The sequence below is a fragment of the Kluyvera genomosp. 3 genome (genome assembly GCF_011765685.1).
Taxonomy (GTDB): Bacteria; Pseudomonadota; Gammaproteobacteria; order Enterobacterales; family Enterobacteriaceae; genus Kluyvera; species Kluyvera georgiana_A.
In genome coordinates this window covers 4,334,550-4,352,087 of sequence record NZ_CP050321.1, presented here as the reverse complement: position 1 = coordinate 4,352,087, position 17,538 = coordinate 4,334,550, and the positions used below count along the sequence as shown (strand labels likewise).

17 protein-coding genes are annotated in these 17,538 nt (G+C 55.3%); 14 read left to right on the top strand and 3 right to left on the bottom strand.

Features of this window, described 5'->3' with window-relative positions; all coding sequences use genetic code 11:
* Positions 1–146 precede the first annotated feature (146 nt).
* From GY169_RS20325 to GY169_RS20285, 9 genes are all read left to right on the top strand, one after another.
* Positions 147–560 carry a DNA polymerase III subunit psi gene (locus GY169_RS20325; protein ID WP_167576944.1) on the top strand — a complete coding sequence of 138 codons (414 nt, stop codon included), beginning with the start codon at positions 147–149 and terminating at the stop codon, positions 558–560.
* Positions 529–975, top strand: a complete 447-nt coding sequence (rimI, locus tag GY169_RS20320) for a ribosomal protein S18-alanine N-acetyltransferase (RefSeq protein WP_167576942.1) — start codon at positions 529–531, stop codon at positions 973–975. Before GY169_RS20325 ends, rimI begins: the two co-directional genes overlap by 32 nt.
* Positions 976–992: 17 nt before the next feature.
* The gene (yjjG, locus tag GY169_RS20315) at positions 993–1,670 is read left to right on the top strand and encodes a pyrimidine 5'-nucleotidase (protein ID WP_163448862.1); all 678 of its coding nucleotides are present in this window, start codon (positions 993–995) and stop codon (positions 1,668–1,670) included.
* A 92-nt stretch (positions 1,671–1,762) separates the two neighbouring features.
* Positions 1,763–3,352 carry a peptide chain release factor 3 gene (gene prfC / locus GY169_RS20310; RefSeq protein WP_163448812.1) on the top strand — a complete coding sequence of 530 codons (1,590 nt, stop codon included), beginning with the start codon at positions 1,763–1,765 and terminating at the stop codon, positions 3,350–3,352.
* A 399-nt stretch (positions 3,353–3,751) separates the two neighbouring features.
* Positions 3,752–4,345 (top strand): molecular chaperone OsmY, encoded by a 594-nt coding sequence (gene osmY / locus GY169_RS20305; RefSeq protein WP_411908104.1) that lies wholly within the window; start codon positions 3,752–3,754, stop codon positions 4,343–4,345.
* A 128-nt stretch (positions 4,346–4,473) separates the two neighbouring features.
* Complete coding sequence (locus GY169_RS20300; protein ID WP_064547200.1) at positions 4,474–4,635, top strand: DUF1328 domain-containing protein; 162 nt, start codon at positions 4,474–4,476, stop codon at positions 4,633–4,635.
* A gap of 121 nt (positions 4,636–4,756) precedes the next feature.
* Entirely contained in the window at positions 4,757–5,818 is a 1,062-nt protein-coding gene (locus tag GY169_RS20295) for a patatin family protein (protein ID WP_167576939.1), read from the top strand.
* Positions 5,815–6,594 (top strand): metal-dependent hydrolase, encoded by a 780-nt coding sequence (locus GY169_RS20290; RefSeq protein ID WP_167576937.1) that lies wholly within the window; start codon positions 5,815–5,817, stop codon positions 6,592–6,594. The genes GY169_RS20295 and GY169_RS20290 overlap by 4 nt, the downstream gene beginning before the upstream one ends.
* Positions 6,595–6,741: 147 nt before the next feature.
* Entirely contained in the window at positions 6,742–8,019 is a 1,278-nt protein-coding gene (locus GY169_RS20285) for a NupC/NupG family nucleoside CNT transporter (RefSeq protein ID WP_163448808.1), read from the top strand.
* Here GY169_RS20285 and GY169_RS20280 read toward each other — a convergent pair.
* A complete protein-coding gene (locus GY169_RS20280) occupies positions 8,014–8,877 on the bottom strand; it encodes a YjjW family glycine radical enzyme activase (protein ID WP_167576935.1) in 864 nt (287 codons plus the stop codon). The genes GY169_RS20285 and GY169_RS20280 overlap by 6 nt on opposite strands.
* The gene (locus tag GY169_RS20275) at positions 8,849–10,399 is read right to left on the bottom strand and encodes a YjjI family glycine radical enzyme (RefSeq protein WP_167576932.1); all 1,551 of its coding nucleotides are present in this window, start codon (positions 10,397–10,399) and stop codon (positions 8,849–8,851) included. The genes GY169_RS20280 and GY169_RS20275 overlap by 29 nt, the downstream gene beginning before the upstream one ends.
* A 258-nt stretch (positions 10,400–10,657) precedes the next feature.
* Here GY169_RS20275 and deoC point away from each other — a divergent pair, with 258 nt between their 5' ends.
* The 5 genes from deoC to yjjJ all read left to right on the top strand — a co-directional run bounded on the left by deoC (position 10,658) and on the right by yjjJ (position 16,500).
* A complete protein-coding gene (gene deoC, locus GY169_RS20270; RefSeq protein ID WP_064547166.1) occupies positions 10,658–11,437 on the top strand; it encodes a deoxyribose-phosphate aldolase in 780 nt (259 codons plus the stop codon).
* Between the two features lie 179 nt (positions 11,438–11,616).
* Entirely contained in the window at positions 11,617–12,939 is a 1,323-nt protein-coding gene (deoA, locus tag GY169_RS20265) for a thymidine phosphorylase (RefSeq protein WP_167576930.1), read from the top strand.
* Positions 12,940–12,991: 52 nt separating this feature from the next.
* Positions 12,992–14,215 (top strand): phosphopentomutase, encoded by a 1,224-nt coding sequence (deoB, locus tag GY169_RS20260; RefSeq protein ID WP_163449615.1) that lies wholly within the window; start codon positions 12,992–12,994, stop codon positions 14,213–14,215.
* Positions 14,216–14,273: 58 nt separating this feature from the next.
* Positions 14,274–14,993, top strand: a complete 720-nt coding sequence (deoD, locus tag GY169_RS20255; RefSeq protein ID WP_000224865.1) for a purine-nucleoside phosphorylase — start codon at positions 14,274–14,276, stop codon at positions 14,991–14,993.
* A gap of 178 nt (positions 14,994–15,171) precedes the next feature.
* Positions 15,172–16,500, top strand: coding sequence for a type II toxin-antitoxin system HipA family toxin YjjJ (gene yjjJ / locus GY169_RS20250; RefSeq protein ID WP_167576928.1), 1,329 nt, complete (start codon positions 15,172–15,174; stop codon positions 16,498–16,500).
* Between the two features lie 4 nt (positions 16,501–16,504).
* Here the strand turns inward: yjjJ and lplA are convergent, their stop codons facing one another.
* Positions 16,505–17,521, bottom strand: a complete 1,017-nt coding sequence (gene lplA, locus GY169_RS20245) for a lipoate--protein ligase LplA (RefSeq protein ID WP_167576926.1) — start codon at positions 17,519–17,521, stop codon at positions 16,505–16,507.
* Positions 17,522–17,538 lie beyond the last annotated feature (17 nt).

Below are 17,538 nucleotides of genomic sequence, written 5' to 3'. Positions count from 1 at the left end.
TCAGTCACGTACTTTTGTACGCTCCTGGGGATTCATTCGCTTGCCGCCTCGATGCAACTCGAATGATTTTGTGTATATAGAGTGTAATTGGCGCAGTTTCGATGAATTTGCTATATTTGCGCCCTTGATAGACAGGAGCGTTGCACATGACATCCCGGCGAGACTGGCAATTACAACAGTTGGGTATTACCCAATGGTCACTGCGTCGCCCTGGGGCGCTGCAGGGTGAAATTGCGATTACGCTTCCACAGCACGTTCGCTTAGTCATTGTCGGCGAGGATCTGCCCGCGCTGACGGAACCGCTGATGGGCGATATTCTGCGCGCTCTGCGTCTGACGCCGGACCAGGTTTTACCGCTGACGCCCGATCGCGTCGCGATGCTGCCGCAGGAGAGCCGCTGCCACTGCTGGCGGCTAGGTAATGATGAGCCCGTCACGCTGGAAGGGGCGGTGATTTCGACGCCGCCGTTTAATGAACTGCAAGCCAGCGCGCCCGCGCGCGCCGCGCTTTGGCAACAAATTTGCGCCCATGAACACGATTTCTACCCTCAGCACGACTGATTTACCCCGCGCCTTCGCGATTGAAACGCGCGCTCATGCGTTTCCCTGGAGTGAAACAACCTTCGCCAGTAATCAGGGAGAGCGCTATCTGAACCTGCAGCTGTCGGTCGACGGTGAAATGGCCGCCTTTGCGATCACGCAGGTGGTGCTGGATGAAGCGACGCTGTTCAATATTGCCGTCGACCCGGCATATCAGCGCCGTGGGCTAGGGCGCGAGCTGCTTGAACATCTCATTGATGCGTTAGAAGCCCAGGGCGTGGTCACGCTATGGCTGGAAGTCCGCGCGTCAAATCATGCCGCTATTGCCCTGTATGAAAGTTTAGGCTTTAACGAGGCGACGATCCGTCGCAACTATTATCCCACGGCAGAAGGCCGCGAGGATGCCATTATTATGGCGCTGCCCATCAGTATGTAAGACAAGGTGAAAAGATGATGAAGTGGGACTGGATTTTCTTCGATGCCGACGAGACGCTGTTTACGTTTGACTCGTTTAGCGGCTTACAGCGGATGTTTCTCGACTATAGCGTGACCTTTACCGCGGAAGATTTCCAGGACTATCAGGCGGTGAATAAGCCGCTGTGGGTCGATTACCAGAACGGCACGATCACTTCTCTCCAGCTTCAACATCAGCGCTTTACCGGCTGGGCGGAACGTCTGAACGTTCATCCGGGCGATCTGAACGATGCCTTTATGAACGCGATGGCCGAGATTTGTGCGCCCTTGCCGGGGGCGGAGTCACTGCTGAACGCTCTGAAAGGCAAAGTGAAAATGGGGATTATCACAAACGGTTTTACCTCATTACAGCAAACGCGTCTTGAGCGTACTGGCTTTAGCAATCACTTTGATTTGCTGATCATTTCTGAAGAAGTCGGCGTCGCCAAACCGGATCGCCAGATCTTTGATTACGCCCTTGAACAAGCCGGTCATCCGGACCCTTCCCGCGTGCTGATGGTCGGCGATACCGCCGAGTCTGATATCCGCGGTGGAATGAACGCTGGCTGGGCAACCTGCTGGCTGAATGCGCACCAGCGCGCGCTGCCGGAAGGCATCACGCCTGACTGGACGGTAACCTCATTGCCTGAACTGGAGCGACTCCTGTGTAAACAGTGATTGCCAGCCCCCCTTTGATGGGTAAAATAGCCGCAATTTTTTCGTATTCAACATGCGCGGCGCGTTGCCGCGTTTACTAAGAAGATTGAATTATGACGTTGTCTCCTTATTTGCAAGAGGTGGCCAAGCGCCGCACTTTTGCCATTATTTCTCACCCGGATGCCGGTAAAACGACGATTACTGAAAAGGTGCTGTTATTCGGACAGGCCATTCAGACCGCCGGTACGGTAAAAGGTCGTGGTTCCAGCCAGCATGCGAAATCCGACTGGATGGAGATGGAAAAGCAGCGTGGTATCTCGATTACCACGTCCGTAATGCAGTTCCCATACCGTGACAGCCTGGTGAACCTGCTGGACACCCCGGGGCACGAAGACTTCTCCGAGGATACCTATCGTACGCTGACAGCGGTCGACTGCTGCCTGATGGTCATCGACGCCGCGAAAGGCGTAGAGGATCGTACCCGCAAGCTGATGGAAGTCACCCGTCTGCGTGATACGCCGATCCTGACCTTCATGAACAAACTCGACCGTGATATCCGCGATCCGATGGAAGTGCTGGATGAAGTTGAGCGCGAGCTGAAAATCGGCTGTGCGCCGATTACCTGGCCGATTGGCTGCGGCAAGCTGTTCAAAGGCGTTTACCACCTCTATAAAGATGAAACCTATCTGTATCAGACGGGTAAAGGCCACACCATTCAGGAAGTGCGTATTGTTAAAGGGCTGAACAGCCCTGAGCTGGACGCGGCGGTAGGTGAAGAGCTGGCCCAGCAGCTGCGTGACGAGCTGGAACTGGTGCAGGGTGCGTCCAACGAGTTCGATAAAGAGCTGTTCCTGGCAGGGGAAATTACTCCGGTCTTCTTCGGTACCGCGCTGGGCAACTTCGGCGTTGACCATATGCTCGACGGTCTGGTGGAGTGGGCGCCAGCGCCGATGCCGCGTAAAACCGATACCCGCCTGGTGGAAGCGCAGGATGAGAAGTTCTCCGGCTTCGTGTTTAAAATTCAGGCCAACATGGACCCGAAACACCGCGACCGCGTGGCATTTATGCGCGTGGTGTCGGGGAAATATGAAAAAGGCATGAAGCTGCGTCAGGTGCGTATCGGTAAAGATGTGGTTATCTCCGACGCGCTGACCTTTATGGCGGGCGACCGTTCGCACGTTGAAGAGGCCTATCCGGGCGACATCATCGGGCTGCACAACCACGGTACCATCCAGATCGGCGACACCTTTACTCAGGGCGAGATGATGAAGTTCACCGGTATTCCGAACTTCGCGCCGGAACTGTTCCGTCGTATCCGTCTGAAGGATCCGTTGAAGCAGAAACAGCTGCTGAAAGGGCTGGTACAGCTGTCGGAAGAGGGCGCGGTGCAGGTGTTCCGTCCGATTGCCAACAACGATTTGATCGTGGGCGCCGTGGGTGTACTGCAGTTCGACGTGGTCGTTGCGCGTCTGAAAAGCGAATACAACGTTGAAGCGATTTACGAATCGGTGAACGTCGCCACCGCCCGTTGGGTAGAGGGTAAAGACGCGAAGAAATTCGAAGAGTTCAAGCGTAAAAACGAAGTTCAGCTGGCGCTGGACGGTGGCGATAATCTGACCTACATCGCCCCGACCATGGTAAACCTGAACCTGACTCAGGAACGTTATCCTGACGTTGAGTTCCGCAAAACTCGCGAGCACTAAAACCCCCTTCAGGGTGCGGCAGCCGCTGCACCCTGACACTTTTCCTTCCTTTTTAGCCTGTTACGGAAAGTTCTTAATTCCGCTCCTTTTTCCATTAACTGTCTGTTTTTTGCCCAACGAAGCGGGCGCTTTCAAAATTGTGATCTATATTTAACAAAGCGATGACATCTGTGTCGGCTTTAAATTCTGTTAGTCACGCCATGTAAAGTGCTTAAAGCTGACACTTATTTTCATCGCAATATTAATAACTGGATAAGGGCGCGTTTTCGCGGTGATTTGTGACCCGAAGAATTGGGACTGTCGTGAAATACGTGGTCAGGGGCTTCGTCCCCTATTCAGCAATGCAACCTGCGTGTTGCACATGCTCAAATTGCGGGCAAAACATACAGGAATATTTTGATGATGAAAAAACTGACGATGTCTAAAACGCTGCTTGCCGTAATGCTGACTTCTGCTGTGGCTACCGGTTCCGTCTACGCAGAAACGACAACGATGGACAAGGCTCAGGCCAGTGCTGAAAGTGCAGGGAATAAAGTGGGTAACTTTATGGATGACAGCACCATCACGGCAAAAGTTAAAGCCGCCCTGCTGGACAACGAGAGTATTAAGAGCACGGATATCTCTGTGAAAACAGACAAAAAAGTCGTGACCCTGAGCGGCTTTGTACAAAGTCAGGCGCAGGCGGAAGCGGCTGTCGCAGCGGCGAAAACTGTTGAGGGCGTTGCTTCTGTGAGTGACAAACTCCACGTCCGCGACAGTAAAGAAAGCTCGATAAAAGGCTATGCCGGTGATACGGCAACGACCAGCGAAGTGAAAGCCAAGCTGCTGGCTGACGACATCGTACCCTCACGTAACGTGAAAGTTGAGACGACAGACGGCGTTGTGCAACTGTCGGGTACCGTGGAATCCCAGGCGCAAAGCGAGCGTGCGGAAAGTGTCGCTAAAGCCGTCGAAGGTGTGAAAAGCGTCAAAAATGATCTGAAAGTGCAGTAATAAGTGGTCATCTTGTCTCCTGAAATTTGGCAGGAGACAAGATGTGCACCACACTAAAAAAAGTGCCGATGGGTGGCCTGGACGCTCATAGCAAGCGGGCGACATTAACTATGGTAAAGGAGAAGCTTATGTTTCGTTGGGGCATTATATTTCTGGTTATCGCGTTAATTGCCGCCGCATTAGGATTTGGTGGACTGGCAGGTACCGCTGCATGGGCAGCGAAAATCGTGTTTGTTGTGGGGATTATCATCTTCCTGGTGAGCCTGTTTACCGGGCGTAAACGGCCCTAGAGCATCGCGTACGAAATAGCATGAAATCAAAGCCAGTCCAGCGGACTGGCTTTATTAGTTTTAGCCGACGCGAATTTAGGCTACTTTGTTAGTCTGAGAACTAAAAAACAGGTAGGTAAAGGTGGGGCAGCGTATACCCGTCACGCTTGGCAATATTGCGCCATTATCGCTGAGGCGTTTCACTCCTGGTCGCATGGCGCTGGTCTGCGAGGGGGGAGGGCAACGTGGTATCTTCACCGCAGGGGTGCTTGATGAGTTTATGCGGGCACAGTTCAACCCCTTCGATCTCTACTATGGCAGCTCGGCGGGGGCGCAGAATATTTCTGCCTATCTGTGTAACCAGCCGGGATACGGGCGTAAAGTCATCATGCGTTACACCACCCGGCGGGAGTTTTTCGACCCGGTTCGTTTTGTCCGCGGCGGCAACCTTATTGACCTGGATTGGCTGGTCGGCTCAACCGCTGGGCAAATGCCGCTGGCAATGGACACCGCCGAACGCCTGTTTGAGCTGGGAAAATCCTTTTATATCTGCGCCTGTCGCAGTGATGACTATACGCCGAGCTATTTTTCACCCACCCGGCATAACTGGCTCGATATTATTCGGGCGTCCAGCGCGATTCCGGGCTTCTATCGCCCCGGCGTGGCGCTGGATGGGATTAGTTACTTTGATGGCGGCGTGAGCGATGCGATCCCGGTGCGCGAAGCAGCAAAGCAGGGGGCGAAGACGCTGGTGGTGATCCGCACCGTGCCATCTCAGATGTACTATACGCCGCAGTGGTTTAAACGAATGGAACGGTGGCTGGGGGAGAGTAGCCTGCAGCCGCTGCTGAATCTGGTGCAACACCATGAAACCAGCTATTCCGAAATCCAGAAATTTATCGAGAATCCCCCGGGTAATCTGCGTATTTTTGAAATCTATCCGCCGAAACCGTTGCTGAGTATGGCGCTTGGCAGCCGTATTCCCGCCCTGCGGCAGGATTACAAAACAGGGCGTTTGTGCGGTCGCTATTTTCTGGCGACGATCGGGAAGCTGTTGGCGGAAAAACCGCCGTTAGCGCGCCATATTTCACCCGGCGTGAGGTCTATTCCTACGCTACCGGTCGCAAACGATATTCCTACGGCGGCGATGTCCGACGTATCGCCCATCAATGACACTCTCTTCAATAATGAGGATCTGGCTTGAACAGCAGCTTCATTGATACCCATTGCCATTTTGATTTTCCACCGTTTACCGGCGATGAAGAGGCCAGTCTTCAACGCGCGGCGGCAGCCGGTATTAGCAAGATAGTGATCCCGGCAACCGAGGCTGACAATTTCACTCGTGTGCTGGCGTTAGCCGAACGCTTTCCTTCTTTGTATGCCGCGATTGGCCTGCATCCCATTGTTGTGGAACGCCATAGCGATGAGAGCCTGGCGCAACTGGAAGTGGAACTCTCCCGTAAGCCCTCCAAATTGGTTGCGGTGGGAGAAATTGGTCTCGATCTCTACCGCGAAAACCCGCAGTTTGAACGCCAGCAGTACCTGCTGGACGCACAGCTGCGGCTAGCCAAACATTACGATCTGCCGGTAATCCTTCATTCGCGACGCACGCACGACAAGCTGGCGCTGCATCTGAAGCGGCACAACCTGCCGAGAACAGGGGTGGTGCACGGTTTTTCCGGTAGTCTGCAACAGGCTGAGCGGTTTGTGCAGTTAGGCTATAAAATTGGCGTCGGCGGCACGATTTCGTATCCGCGCGCCAGTAAGACGCGTGACGTGATGGCCCGGTTGCCGCTTTCGGCGCTGGTGCTGGAAACCGATGCGCCGGATATGCCGCTCAATGGCTATCAAGGGCAGCCTAATCGCCCTGAGCGCATTGCCGAGGTGTTTACGCATCTGTGTGCGCTGCGCCCGGAATCACCGCAACAGATAGCTCATACCCTTTACGAGAATACCTGTGCGCTCTTTTTGGACTTGTAGGGTGACTTAGGTCTCGTTATTGAGTATTAACTCTCCGCTATTGCGAAAAACCTGTGACATTAAACGAAAAATATAATTGCGGAACGTTATAATCGGCCTCGCTGGTTTGCCGTAATCTTTATATTTTTCAATACACAGGGACTCTGTATGCAAATCCTCATGGGACTTATCGGCATGGTGGTGCTGCTCGCCATTGCCTTACTTCTATCGAGTAATCGTAAAGCAATCAATCTTCGCACCGTGCTGGGAGCCTGGCTTTTGCAGGTGGGCATCGGTGCATTAATCCTCTATGTGCCTGCCGGGCGTAAGGTGCTGTTGGCGATGTCGGAAGGCGTGGCTAACGTTATCGCTTACGGCAACGAAGGGATCGGCTTCCTGTTCGGCGGTCTGGTCTCCGACAAGATGTTTGAAGTCTTTGGCGGCGGTGGTTTCGTCTTTGCGCTGCGCGTGCTGCCGGTCATTGTCTTCTTCTCCTCGCTGATTGCCGTGTTGTATTACCTCGGCATTATGCAGTTTGTCATCCGTATTCTCGGGGGCGGCCTGCGCAAGGTGCTCAAAACGTCGCGTACCGAATCACTTTCTGCGACTGCGAACATCTTCGTTGGCCAGACGGAAGCGCCGCTGGTTGTCCGTCCGTACATTGCCACGATGACGCGTTCTGAGCTGTTTGCCGTAATGTGCGGCGGTCTGGCATCAGTAGCCGGTTCCGTGCTGGCGGGTTACGCGCAGATGGGCGTGCCGTTGGAATATCTGATTGCCGCATCGTTTATGGCGGCGCCGGGTGGCCTGCTGTTCGCTAAGATTATGGTTCCTGAAACCGAAACGCCGCAGGATTCCCCTACGCTGGAGCAGAATTCGAAAGATCCGGATGCTCCAACTAACGTGCTGGACGCCGCGGCATCGGGCGCGGCATCCGGGATGCAGCTGGCGCTGAACGTGGGCGCAATGCTGCTGGCGTTTATCGCGCTGATTGCGTTGCTGAACGGTATCCTCTCTGGCGTGGGCGGCTGGTTCAACTACCCGGAACTGTCGTTGCAGCTGATCCTGGGCTGGGTGTTCTCGCCGCTGGCGTGGGTTATTGGGGTACCGTGGAGTGAAGCGACGGTAGCGGGCTCGTTTATCGGCCAGAAGCTGGTGATTAACGAATTTGTGGCCTACATGAACTTCGGCGAATACCTGAAGGCGGATGCAGAAGTGGCGGCAGCAGGGCTACAGGTCATTTCAAACCATACCAAAGCGATTATCTCTTTCGCGCTGTGTGGGTTTGCTAACCTCTCGTCTATTGCCATTCTGATTGGCGGCCTGGGCAGCATGGCGCCGAAGCGCCGTCAGGATATTGCCCAGTTGGGCCTGAAGGCGGTGGCCGCCGGGACGCTCTCCAACCTGATGAGCGCCACCATTGCCGGCGTGTTCCTCGCCCTATAAGTACAGCGCTGGAGGGATAATTTGCGTTATTCCTCCGGCACGTAGCGCCTGGCTTAAGGCTTCGATATCCTGCGGCCCGGCGCTACGCCATGTTCTGGCTTCACCATAAACGCCATGTGCATGAAAAGCGTTCAGACGAATAGTCACCTCACCCAGCCCGCCGATAAATCCGCTCAGCGCCTCCGCCTCCTGTAGATAATCTGTTTGGTTGGGAATGACTAACAATCGCAGTTCAGCCAGCATGTCGTGTTCAGCCAACCATTGAATGCTTTGCTTTATCCGCACGTTGCTTCTGCCGGTCAGCGCGAGATGGCAGGCGTTGTCCCAGGCTTTTAAATCGACCATCACGCCGTCACACACCGGACGCAGCTTTTCCCAGCCGCCGATGGGCAATTCACCATTGCTGTCGACCAGACAGGTCAGATGCTTAAGCGCCGGCGTGGCCTTCAGGCGAGTGAATAGCTCACAGACAAACGGCAGTTGAGTGGTGGCTTCGCCGCCGCTGACGGTAATGCCTTCAATAAACGGCGCCACCTTGCTGATGTGCTCAATCACCTGCTCAACGCTCATCGACTGCGCCATCGGCGTTGCCTGCTGCGGGCACAGGTGCAGGCAGGTATCGCACTGCTGGCAGACGTCGGGTTGCCACACTACGCGACCAGCCTCAAGGCTGAGCGCCTGATGCGGACACTGCGGCACGCATTCGCCGCAATCGTTGCAGCGCCCCATAGTCCACGGATTGTGGCAGTTCTTACAGCGTAGGTTGCAGCCCTGCAGGAACAGGGCCAGGCGGCTGCCCGGCCCGTCGACGCAGGAGAACGGGATAATCTTACTGACTAAAGCGCATCTGCTGTTCATGGCTCACGACACGAGGTTGACGTTCCAGAATACGGGTATTACGCGCGGCTTCTTCACCGAGCCAGGTGGTATTGGTACGTGAGCCTTCCGCGCGGTATTTTTCCAGATCGGACAGGCGCACCATATAGCCGGTGACGCGCACCAGATCGTTACCGCTGACGTTAGCACTGAATTCACGCATCCCCGCCTTGAACGCGCCAAGGCACAGTTGCATCACCGCCTGCGGGTTACGTTTCACGGTTTCATCGAGGGTCAGAATGTCGCTAATGCCCGCGGCGTAGAAAGCATGGTGCGGTGCGACGGCCAGCAGATGGCTAATCGGGTCCGGTTCATCGCCGTAAGGCAGACGCGCGCCCGGCGTGGTACCGGTGTCGGAGCTGATGCCAGACTGTGCGTGCAGCAGCGCGCGCTGCTGCCAGCCGTACTGCACCGGCGTTTGGGCGACGAACTCGGCCAGCGCCGCGCTGATGCGATAAGCCAGCGTATTGGCCTGCTCATCTTTACCGTAGCGCCCGGCAATGCCGTTGCGTTCACACAGGATGTTGACCGCTTCCGCCAGCGAGTAGATCCCGAACATCGGTACAAAACGGTCCGGGCTTATCAGCCCTTCGCTCACCAGGAAGCTATTCTCAAAGAAGTGAGACTGCTCGTAGAGGAAGCGGCAGCGGGCATCAATGATATCGATTTGCAGCTGGCAGTAGTGTGGCAGGACGCGGCTGAAGAAATCGTCAATCGAGTCGCTGCGTTGGGCAACCTGCTGCAGATTCATGCGAACCAGGGTGCTGCCGCCGCCGGCGATCGGCAGAGAGTTGTAACAGCTCACGATGCCATATTGGCCTTTTGTGAATATTTTATCATTCACCGGGCCGTTAGCGATATGTGGTTTACTGCACTCGCAAATATTTTGTGCCACCTGTAACAGCAGATCGTCAGGTGTAATTTGTGGATCGTAGATAAAGGTTAGATTAGGCGCAACCTGCTTTAATTCAGCATCAGCACGTAAAATGGCGCGCGTAATCGGCGTATCGTGCGGGCCAATGTTTACGTGTGTGAAGGCATCGGGCAGCGTGCGGTCGAGATAGCGCCAGAAACGTTTTATTCGAACATCGATTTCATCTTGTGTTAGAATTCTAACATATGGTGACAGCAACGCATCAAGATGGCCGAGATACACCGGCATCGCCGTCACAGAAGGAACATGGTGATACAGGATGGTCAGCAGCGACAGGGCGTCGTCCAGATCCTGCGCACCTTCCAGCTCCAGCCATGCGGAGCCGTTGGCGAGAAAACGTTCGTAGTCCGGCAGGACATAGCGCGGTTTGTAGGGGGCGTGTCCTTCGAACATATCGCAGATTACGCCCTCGCTCAGCGCGGCTTGCGCCTGCTCTGATAGCTCAGGATAGGGCAGGGCATTCTCGGCTTCTAATGCCAGGAAATGGCGTTTTTGTTCCGGGGATAACACGGAGCTTGTCACAATTTGCTGGCAGTGTTGCAGCAGTGATGATTCTGGCGAAGTGGACATGTTGAGTTCCTCAGACGAGCGATGCGCGAAGTGTATGAGAAACGATGAAGGCATCTTTTGATCCGAGCCGTTGAAGTGGTGCTTTATGGCCCATCTTTGGTGGCAAAGTTTGATTAAGATCTCGTTGTTGTTATGCAAATTTGTACGAAGTTTTCACTAAGTGTGATGAAAGTCGAAGTGTGAGCGCGGGGCGGTGTTACAATAATCACAGACCCGCAAGGTAACGATTTAAACGGCAATACGCCGTCGGAGAGCAAAATGACTGATTTAAAGGCAAGCAGCCTGCGTGCACTGCAACTGATGGACTTAACCACCCTGAACGAAGATGACACCGATGCGAAAGTGATCGCCCTGTGCCATCAGGCGAAAACGCCAGTGGGCAACACCGCCGCTGTCTGCATCTATCCGCGTTTCATCCCGATCGCGCGTAAAACGCTGAAAGAGCAGGGAACGCCTGACATCCGTATTGCCACCGTGACTAACTTCCCGCACGGCAATGACGATATTGATATTGCTCTGGCGGAAACCCGCGCGGCGATTGCCTATGGCGCTGACGAAGTTGACGTGGTCTTCCCGTACCGCGCGCTGATCGCCGGGAACGAGCAGGTTGGTTTTGATCTGGTCAAAGCCTGTAAAGACGCCTGTGCGGCGGCTAACGTGCTGCTGAAAGTGATCATTGAAACCGGTGAACTGAAAGAAGAAGCGCTGATTCGTAAAGCGTCTGAAATCTCTATCAAAGCTGGCGCTGATTTCATCAAAACCTCTACCGGTAAAGTGCCGGTGAACGCGACCCCAGAAAGCGCACGCATCATGATGGAAGTGATCCGTGATATGGGCGTACAGAAAACCGTGGGCTTTAAGCCTGCTGGCGGCGTGCGTACCGCAGAAGACGCGCAACTGTTCCTGTCTATCGCGGACGAACTGTTTGGCGCGGACTGGGCCGACTCCCGTCACTACCGCTTCGGCGCTTCTTCTCTGCTGGCTAGCCTGCTGAAGGCGCTGGGCCACGGCGACGGTAAGAGCGCAAGCAGCTACTAAGTTTGCATGTTCGACGGGTGTTCCCTCACCCCGCCCCTCTCCCTGGAAGGGAGAGGGAGAAAACCGGGTAACGTCATGACAGACAAACGATGTCATACGGTTCCCTCTCCCCACGGGGGAGAGGGCTAGGGTGAGGGGGCATCCCCGCAGCCTCGCTATTAACTCCAAAGGAGGGTACCTTGTTTCTCGCTCAAGAAATTATTCGCAAAAAACGTGATGGCCTGGCGCTGAGTGATGAAGAAATTCGTTTCTTTATCAACGGCATTCGCGACAACACCATCTCTGAAGGGCAGATTGCCGCGCTGGCGATGACCATTTTCTTCCATGATATGAGCATGCCGGAGCGTGTCTCGCTGACCATGGCGATGCGAGATTCAGGCACCGTCCTCGACTGGAAGAGCCTCAACCTCAACGGCCCGATTGTCGACAAGCACTCTACCGGCGGCGTCGGCGACGTCACTTCGCTGATGCTTGGCCCGATGGTAGCGGCCTGCGGCGGCTATGTTCCGATGATCTCCGGTCGCGGCCTCGGCCATACCGGCGGCACGCTCGACAAACTGGAAGCCATTCCGGGCTTCGACATCTTCCCGGACGACAACCGTTTCCGTGAAATTATTAAAGACGTGGGTGTGGCGATTATTGGGCAGACCAGCTCGCTCGCACCGGCGGACAAACGTTTTTATGCCACCCGCGACATTACCGCGACGGTGGACTCCATCCCGCTGATCACCGCTTCCATCCTCGCCAAAAAACTGGCGGAAGGTCTGGACGCGCTGGTGATGGATGTGAAAGTCGGCAGCGGTGCGTTTATGCCGACCTACGAACTCTCAGCTGCGCTGGCGGAAGCCATCGTCGGCGTTTCCAATGGCGCAGGCGTCAAAACCACGGCGCTGCTGACCGACATGAATCAGGTGCTGGCCTCCAGTGCGGGTAATGCGGTGGAAGTACGTGAGGCCGTGCAGTTCCTGACAGGTGAATATCGCAACCCGCGTCTGTTCGACGTCACGATGGCGCTGTGCGTGGAGATGCTGATCTCCGGCAAGCTGGCGAAAGACGACGCCGAAGCGCGTGCCAAACTGCAGGCGGTACTGGATAACGGTAAAGCAGCGGAGATCTTTGGCCGGATGGTTGCAGCGCAGAAAGGCCCGACCGACTTCGTTGAAAACTATGCGAAATATCTGCCAACGGCGATGCTGAGCAAAGCTGTCTATGCTGATACTGAAGGTTTCGTCAGCGCGATGGACACCCGCGCGCTGGGTATGGCGGTGGTTTCTATGGGCGGCGGCCGTCGTCAGGCGTCTGACACCATTGACTACAGCGTTGGCTTTACCGACATGGCTCGTCTGGGCGACAGCATCGACGGGCAGCGCCCGCTGGCGGTGATTCATGCGAAAGATGAATCAAGCTGGCAGGAAGCGGCGAAAGCCGTCAAAGCGGCAATTAAACTGGACGATAAAGCCCCAGAAATTACACCGACAGTCTATCGTCGTATTACCGAATAGCGATATACTGATCTGATCGCTTTTTTGCAGCGCAAGATGTATGGAGAACAAGATGAAACGTGCATTTATTATGGTGCTGGACTCCTTTGGGATTGGTGCAACGGAAGACGCTGACCGCTTTGGCGACGTTGGCGCGGATACCATGGGCCACATTGCCGAAGCCTGCGCCAAAGGTGAGGCTGACCACGGTCGTAAAGGCCCGCTGACGCTGCCTAACCTGACCCGTCTGGGCCTGGTGAAAGCCCATGAAGGCTCAACGGGTAAAATTGCTGCCGGAATGGACGGCAACGCGGAAGTGGTGGGCGCATACGCCTGGGCGCATGAGCTCTCCTCCGGTAAAGATACGCCGTCAGGCCACTGGGAAATTGCCGGCGTGCCGGTACTGTTCGACTGGGGCTATTTCAGCGACCACGAAAACAGCTTCCCACAAGAACTGCTGGATAAACTGGTTAAGCGTGCCAATCTGCCGGGTTATCTCGGCAACTGCCACTCTTCCGGTACGGTCATTCTGGACCAGCTCGGCGAAGAGCATATGAAAACCGGCAAGCCGATTTTCTACACCTCCGCTGACTCCGTGTTCCAGATCGCCTGTCACGAAGAGACCTTTGGCCTGGATAAACTCTACGAGCTGTGTGAAATCGCGCGTGAAGAGCTGACCGAAGGCGGCTACAACATTGGCCGCGTTATCGCGCGTCCGTTTATCGGCGACAAAGCGGGTAACTTCCAGCGTACCGGCAACCGTCACGACCTGGCCGTTGAACCGCCAGCGCCGACCGTGTTGCAGAAACTGGTGGACGAGAAAAACGGCCACGTGGTTTCCGTCGGTAAGATTGCGGACATTTACGCTAACTGTGGCATCACTAAGAAAGTGAAAGCCACCGGTCTGGACGCGCTGTTCGACGCGACCATCAAAGAGATGAAAGAAGCGGGCGATGAGACCATTGTCTTCACCAACTTCGTCGACTTCGACTCGTCCTGGGGCCACCGTCGCGACATCGCGGGCTATGCCGCAGGCCTGGAACTGTTCGACCGCCGTCTGCCAGAGCTGATGGAGCTGGTGGGGGAAGATGACATTCTGATCCTGACCGCTGACCACGGCTGCGACCCGAGCTGGACCGGTACTGACCATACCCGTGAGCACATTCCGGTGCTGATCTACGGCCCGAAAGTAAAACCGGGCTCGCTGGGCCACCGTGAAACCTTCGCGGATATTGGTCAGACGCTGGCGACTTACTTTGGTACGTCGCCAATGGAATACGGCAAAAACATGCTGTGAGTATTTGGGCGGGAGGATTTCCCGCCCTTCGTCTATTTAAAAAATAAAGGATATTACGATGGCTACCCCACATATTAACGCTGAAATGGGCGATTTCGCTGATGTCGTGCTGATGCCGGGCGACCCGCTGCGCGCGAAGCACATTGCTGAGACTTTCCTCGAAGATGTCCGTGAAGTGAACAACGTTCGCGGCATGTTAGGTTTCACCGGTACTTACAAAGGCCGTAAGATCTCCGTGATGGGCCACGGCATGGGTATCCCGTCCTGCTCTATCTACACCAAAGAACTGATCACCGATTTCGGCGTGAAGAAAATCATTCGCGTAGGTTCCTGTGGCGCCGTGCGCATGGACGTCAAACTGCGTGACGTGGTGATCGGTATGGGTGCTTGCACCGACTCCAAGGTGAACCGTATTCGTTTCAAAGATCATGACTTCGCGGCTATCGCTGACTTCGACATGGTCCGGAACGCGGTTGACGCGGCAAAAGCGCTGGGCGTAGACGCGCGCGTGGGCAATCTGTTCTCCGCAGACCTGTTCTATTCTCCGGACGGCGAAATGTTCGACGTGATGGAAAAATACGGCGTACTGGGCGTGGAAATGGAAGCGGCGGGTATCTACGGCGTTGCGGCTGAGTTTGGTGCGAAAGCGCTGACCATCTGCACCGTGTCCGACCACATCCGTACCCACGAGCAGACCACTGCCGCTGAACGTCAGACGACCTTCAACGACATGATCAAAATCGCGCTGGAATCTGTGCTGCTGGGCGACCAGGAGTAAGCAGTAAATCGACCCGGACGAGGTGCGTCAAGGCCTGGTCCGGGTAATGTCAGCGTTATATCAAATCTCTTCCGATAATCTATTCATATTTCCTCTCGCTCTCTCTTTGTTTGTATTGACAATCAAAGGTCTGTGTCCTTAAATCCATTCAAGTATCTATTCATTAATCTATTCATCTATGAGCGCATTAACCGATTTGCTCCTACAGGGGCCGAGTTCCGCCGCTGAATTAAGATCATCGCTGGCCATTAGTCAGGCAACGTTCTCTCGTCTGGTTTCCGCGCATCAGGACGTCATCCAGTTTGGTAAAGCCCGTGCAACGCGCTACGCGCTTGTTCGGCCTGTTCGCGGCGTTGCGGCCTTTCCCCTCTGGCAGGTCAATGCACAAGGGCAGGCCGCTAAGTTTGGCGTTCTTTATCCGTGTTGGCCTCAGGGGAGTTGCCTGGTTGCGCTTGATACAGGTGAATGGCAATGGTTTGACAGCCTGCCATGGTATCTGACCGATCTTCGGCCACAGGGATTCCTTGGACGAGCCTGGGGAAGGGCCGTGGCTGGGTATGCGCATCTGCCTGATGACATCCGGTTGTGGCAAGAGGATGAAGTCCTGTATGCGCTGCGGGCGTATCAGGGTGAGAATGCGGGCGGCTGGATCGTGGGTGAGGAAAATTACCAGCGTTGGGTGACCGCGCCGGATGCGACGGCAATTACGCAGGCCGAAAAACTCAACCGCTATCAACAACTGGCGGAAGATGCGCTCGCAGGTGAGGTCATCGGCTCTTCAGCCGGTGGTAAGCAGCCTAAATTTGCCTGTTTTGCAGAAACAAGATGGGGCAATCAGCACGTGCTGGTGAAATTCAGCACGCGTGAAAGGAACGCCGTTTCTGAACGCTGGAGCGATCTCTTGATTGCCGAGTCCATCGCATTAGCCGTGCTTTCTTCCGCCAACATTGACGCCAGTTCAGCCACGGCGATTTGCAGCGAGGGAGGACAGGTCTTTCTGGAAAGCATTCGCTTCGACTGCACCGGGATACGTGGTCGTCGGCAAATTGTTTCCCTGGAGGCATTGCAAGGCGAGTATGCATCTTCGCCAGGCATCTGGCCGGTGGTCATGCATCGGCTTGCCGGGCAGGGCATTATAGATGCTGTTGCCCATCAGCAAATTGAGAAAATTTGGGCGTTTGGCCGGCTTATCGCCAACAGCGATATGCATGCGGGTAACCTCTCGTTTTATTACTCCGATGCCCCGATGGCGCTCGCGCCTGTCTATGATATGTTGCCGATGGCTTACGCTCCGGCGGCATCGGGCATGTTGCGCTACGCGCCTGTCGACATCCGTGTGGAGGCAACAATCGATAAGAAAGCGTGGGAATTTGCCTTGCCGTTGGCCGAGCGCTTTTGGCTGCTGGTCGCTGATGATAGACGCATCAGCGCGGGCTTTCAGGAGATTGCCCGCGCGATGGTGGGTAAATTGAAGTTAGCCGCGCAGACCATCGGGCGGCTGGCGTAGACGCTTAGCGTACAGCTTGAGCCATCCATGCAGCCAGTTCTCGCAGCTCACCTTTCTGAGCCGGGAATTCAGCAATTAAAGATTCGCAGGCCTGCTCCAATACATCCACTCGATACTGGCAGCCCTGTAAACGCTCGCCCAGTGCCTCAAGCGGTGCCGGATTCAGGCTATCGGTAAACACCTGAGTGCGGGTAATCACGCCTTTCTCAACGTCGAAATGTAGCTCGACGCCACCCCAGGTAAAACGTTCATCCAGCAGATGGCTGAACGCCGGCGCCTGGCCAAAATTCCACTCCCAACTGCTTTGTCGGGCAAAGGTTTCGGCGAAGTTGGGCAGGTCTGGCACGTTATCCGGCGAGATAATTTCTGCTTCGACGCGCTCACCGTAGTGGCGGAAAAACGCTTCGGTTACGGCTTCGCAAATTTGCTGGTGGGTAATATCCGGCAGCAGTTCAATCAGGTTCGCTACGCGCCCACGCACGGAGGTTATTCCCTTTGCCTGGAGCTTTTTCTTGTCTGGATTCAGATAATTGGCCAGTCGGCTGAGATCGGCATTCAGCAGCAGCGTGCCGTGGTGGAAACCACGATCTTTCGTTTCCCGGTAGGCTGAGCCGGAGACTTTACGATCGCCTTCCTCCGTTTTAACGATCAGATCGTTTCGCCCTGAGGCTTCAGCCGTAATGCCGAGTGAATTCAGTGCCTCCAGCACGATGGCGGTAGAGACGGTCTTGTCGTACTCCGGTTTACCCGCCATAAAGGTAAAGCAGGTGTTGCCAAGGTCGTGGAACACCGCGCCGCCGCCGCTGCTGCGACGCGCCAGGCGGACGTTATCTTCTTCCATACGTCGGGTATTGCACTCTTTCCATGGGTTCTGCGCGCGACCGATAACGACCGTGTCCGCGTTGCGCCACAGGAATAGCACCCGCTGGGTGGCGGGCATCTGGCGAAAAATACACTCCTCGACGGCGAGGTTGAACCACGGATCGTGAGAGTCAGAAAGCAGCAGGCGCAGCGTTGTCATAGCGATTTCCTTTTCTG

Bases quoted from the DNA above. Each gene is read 5' to 3' on its own strand.
- GY169_RS20325 (WP_167576944.1), top strand. From the start codon at position 147: ATGACATCCCGGCGAGACTGGCAATTACAACAGTTGGGTATTACCCAA.
- rimI (WP_167576942.1), top strand. From the start codon at position 529: ATGAACACGATTTCTACCCTCAGCACGACTGATTTACCCCGCGCCTTC.
- yjjG (WP_163448862.1), top strand. From the start codon at position 993: ATGAAGTGGGACTGGATTTTCTTCGATGCCGACGAGACGCTGTTTACG.
- prfC (WP_163448812.1), top strand. From the start codon at position 1,763: ATGACGTTGTCTCCTTATTTGCAAGAGGTGGCCAAGCGCCGCACTTTT.
- osmY (WP_411908104.1), top strand. From the start codon at position 3,752: ATGATGAAAAAACTGACGATGTCTAAAACGCTGCTTGCCGTAATGCTG.
- GY169_RS20300 (WP_064547200.1), top strand. From the start codon at position 4,474: ATGTTTCGTTGGGGCATTATATTTCTGGTTATCGCGTTAATTGCCGCC.
- GY169_RS20285 (WP_163448808.1), top strand. From the start codon at position 6,742: ATGCAAATCCTCATGGGACTTATCGGCATGGTGGTGCTGCTCGCCATT.
- GY169_RS20280 (WP_167576935.1), bottom strand. From the start codon at position 8,877: ATGAACAGCAGATGCGCTTTAGTCAGTAAGATTATCCCGTTCTCCTGC.
- GY169_RS20275 (WP_167576932.1), bottom strand. From the start codon at position 10,399: ATGTCCACTTCGCCAGAATCATCACTGCTGCAACACTGCCAGCAAATT.
- deoC (WP_064547166.1), top strand. From the start codon at position 10,658: ATGACTGATTTAAAGGCAAGCAGCCTGCGTGCACTGCAACTGATGGAC.
- deoB (WP_163449615.1), top strand. From the start codon at position 12,992: ATGAAACGTGCATTTATTATGGTGCTGGACTCCTTTGGGATTGGTGCA.
- deoD (WP_000224865.1), top strand. From the start codon at position 14,274: ATGGCTACCCCACATATTAACGCTGAAATGGGCGATTTCGCTGATGTC.
- yjjJ (WP_167576928.1), top strand. From the start codon at position 15,172: ATGAGCGCATTAACCGATTTGCTCCTACAGGGGCCGAGTTCCGCCGCT.
- lplA (WP_167576926.1), bottom strand. From the start codon at position 17,521: ATGACAACGCTGCGCCTGCTGCTTTCTGACTCTCACGATCCGTGGTTC.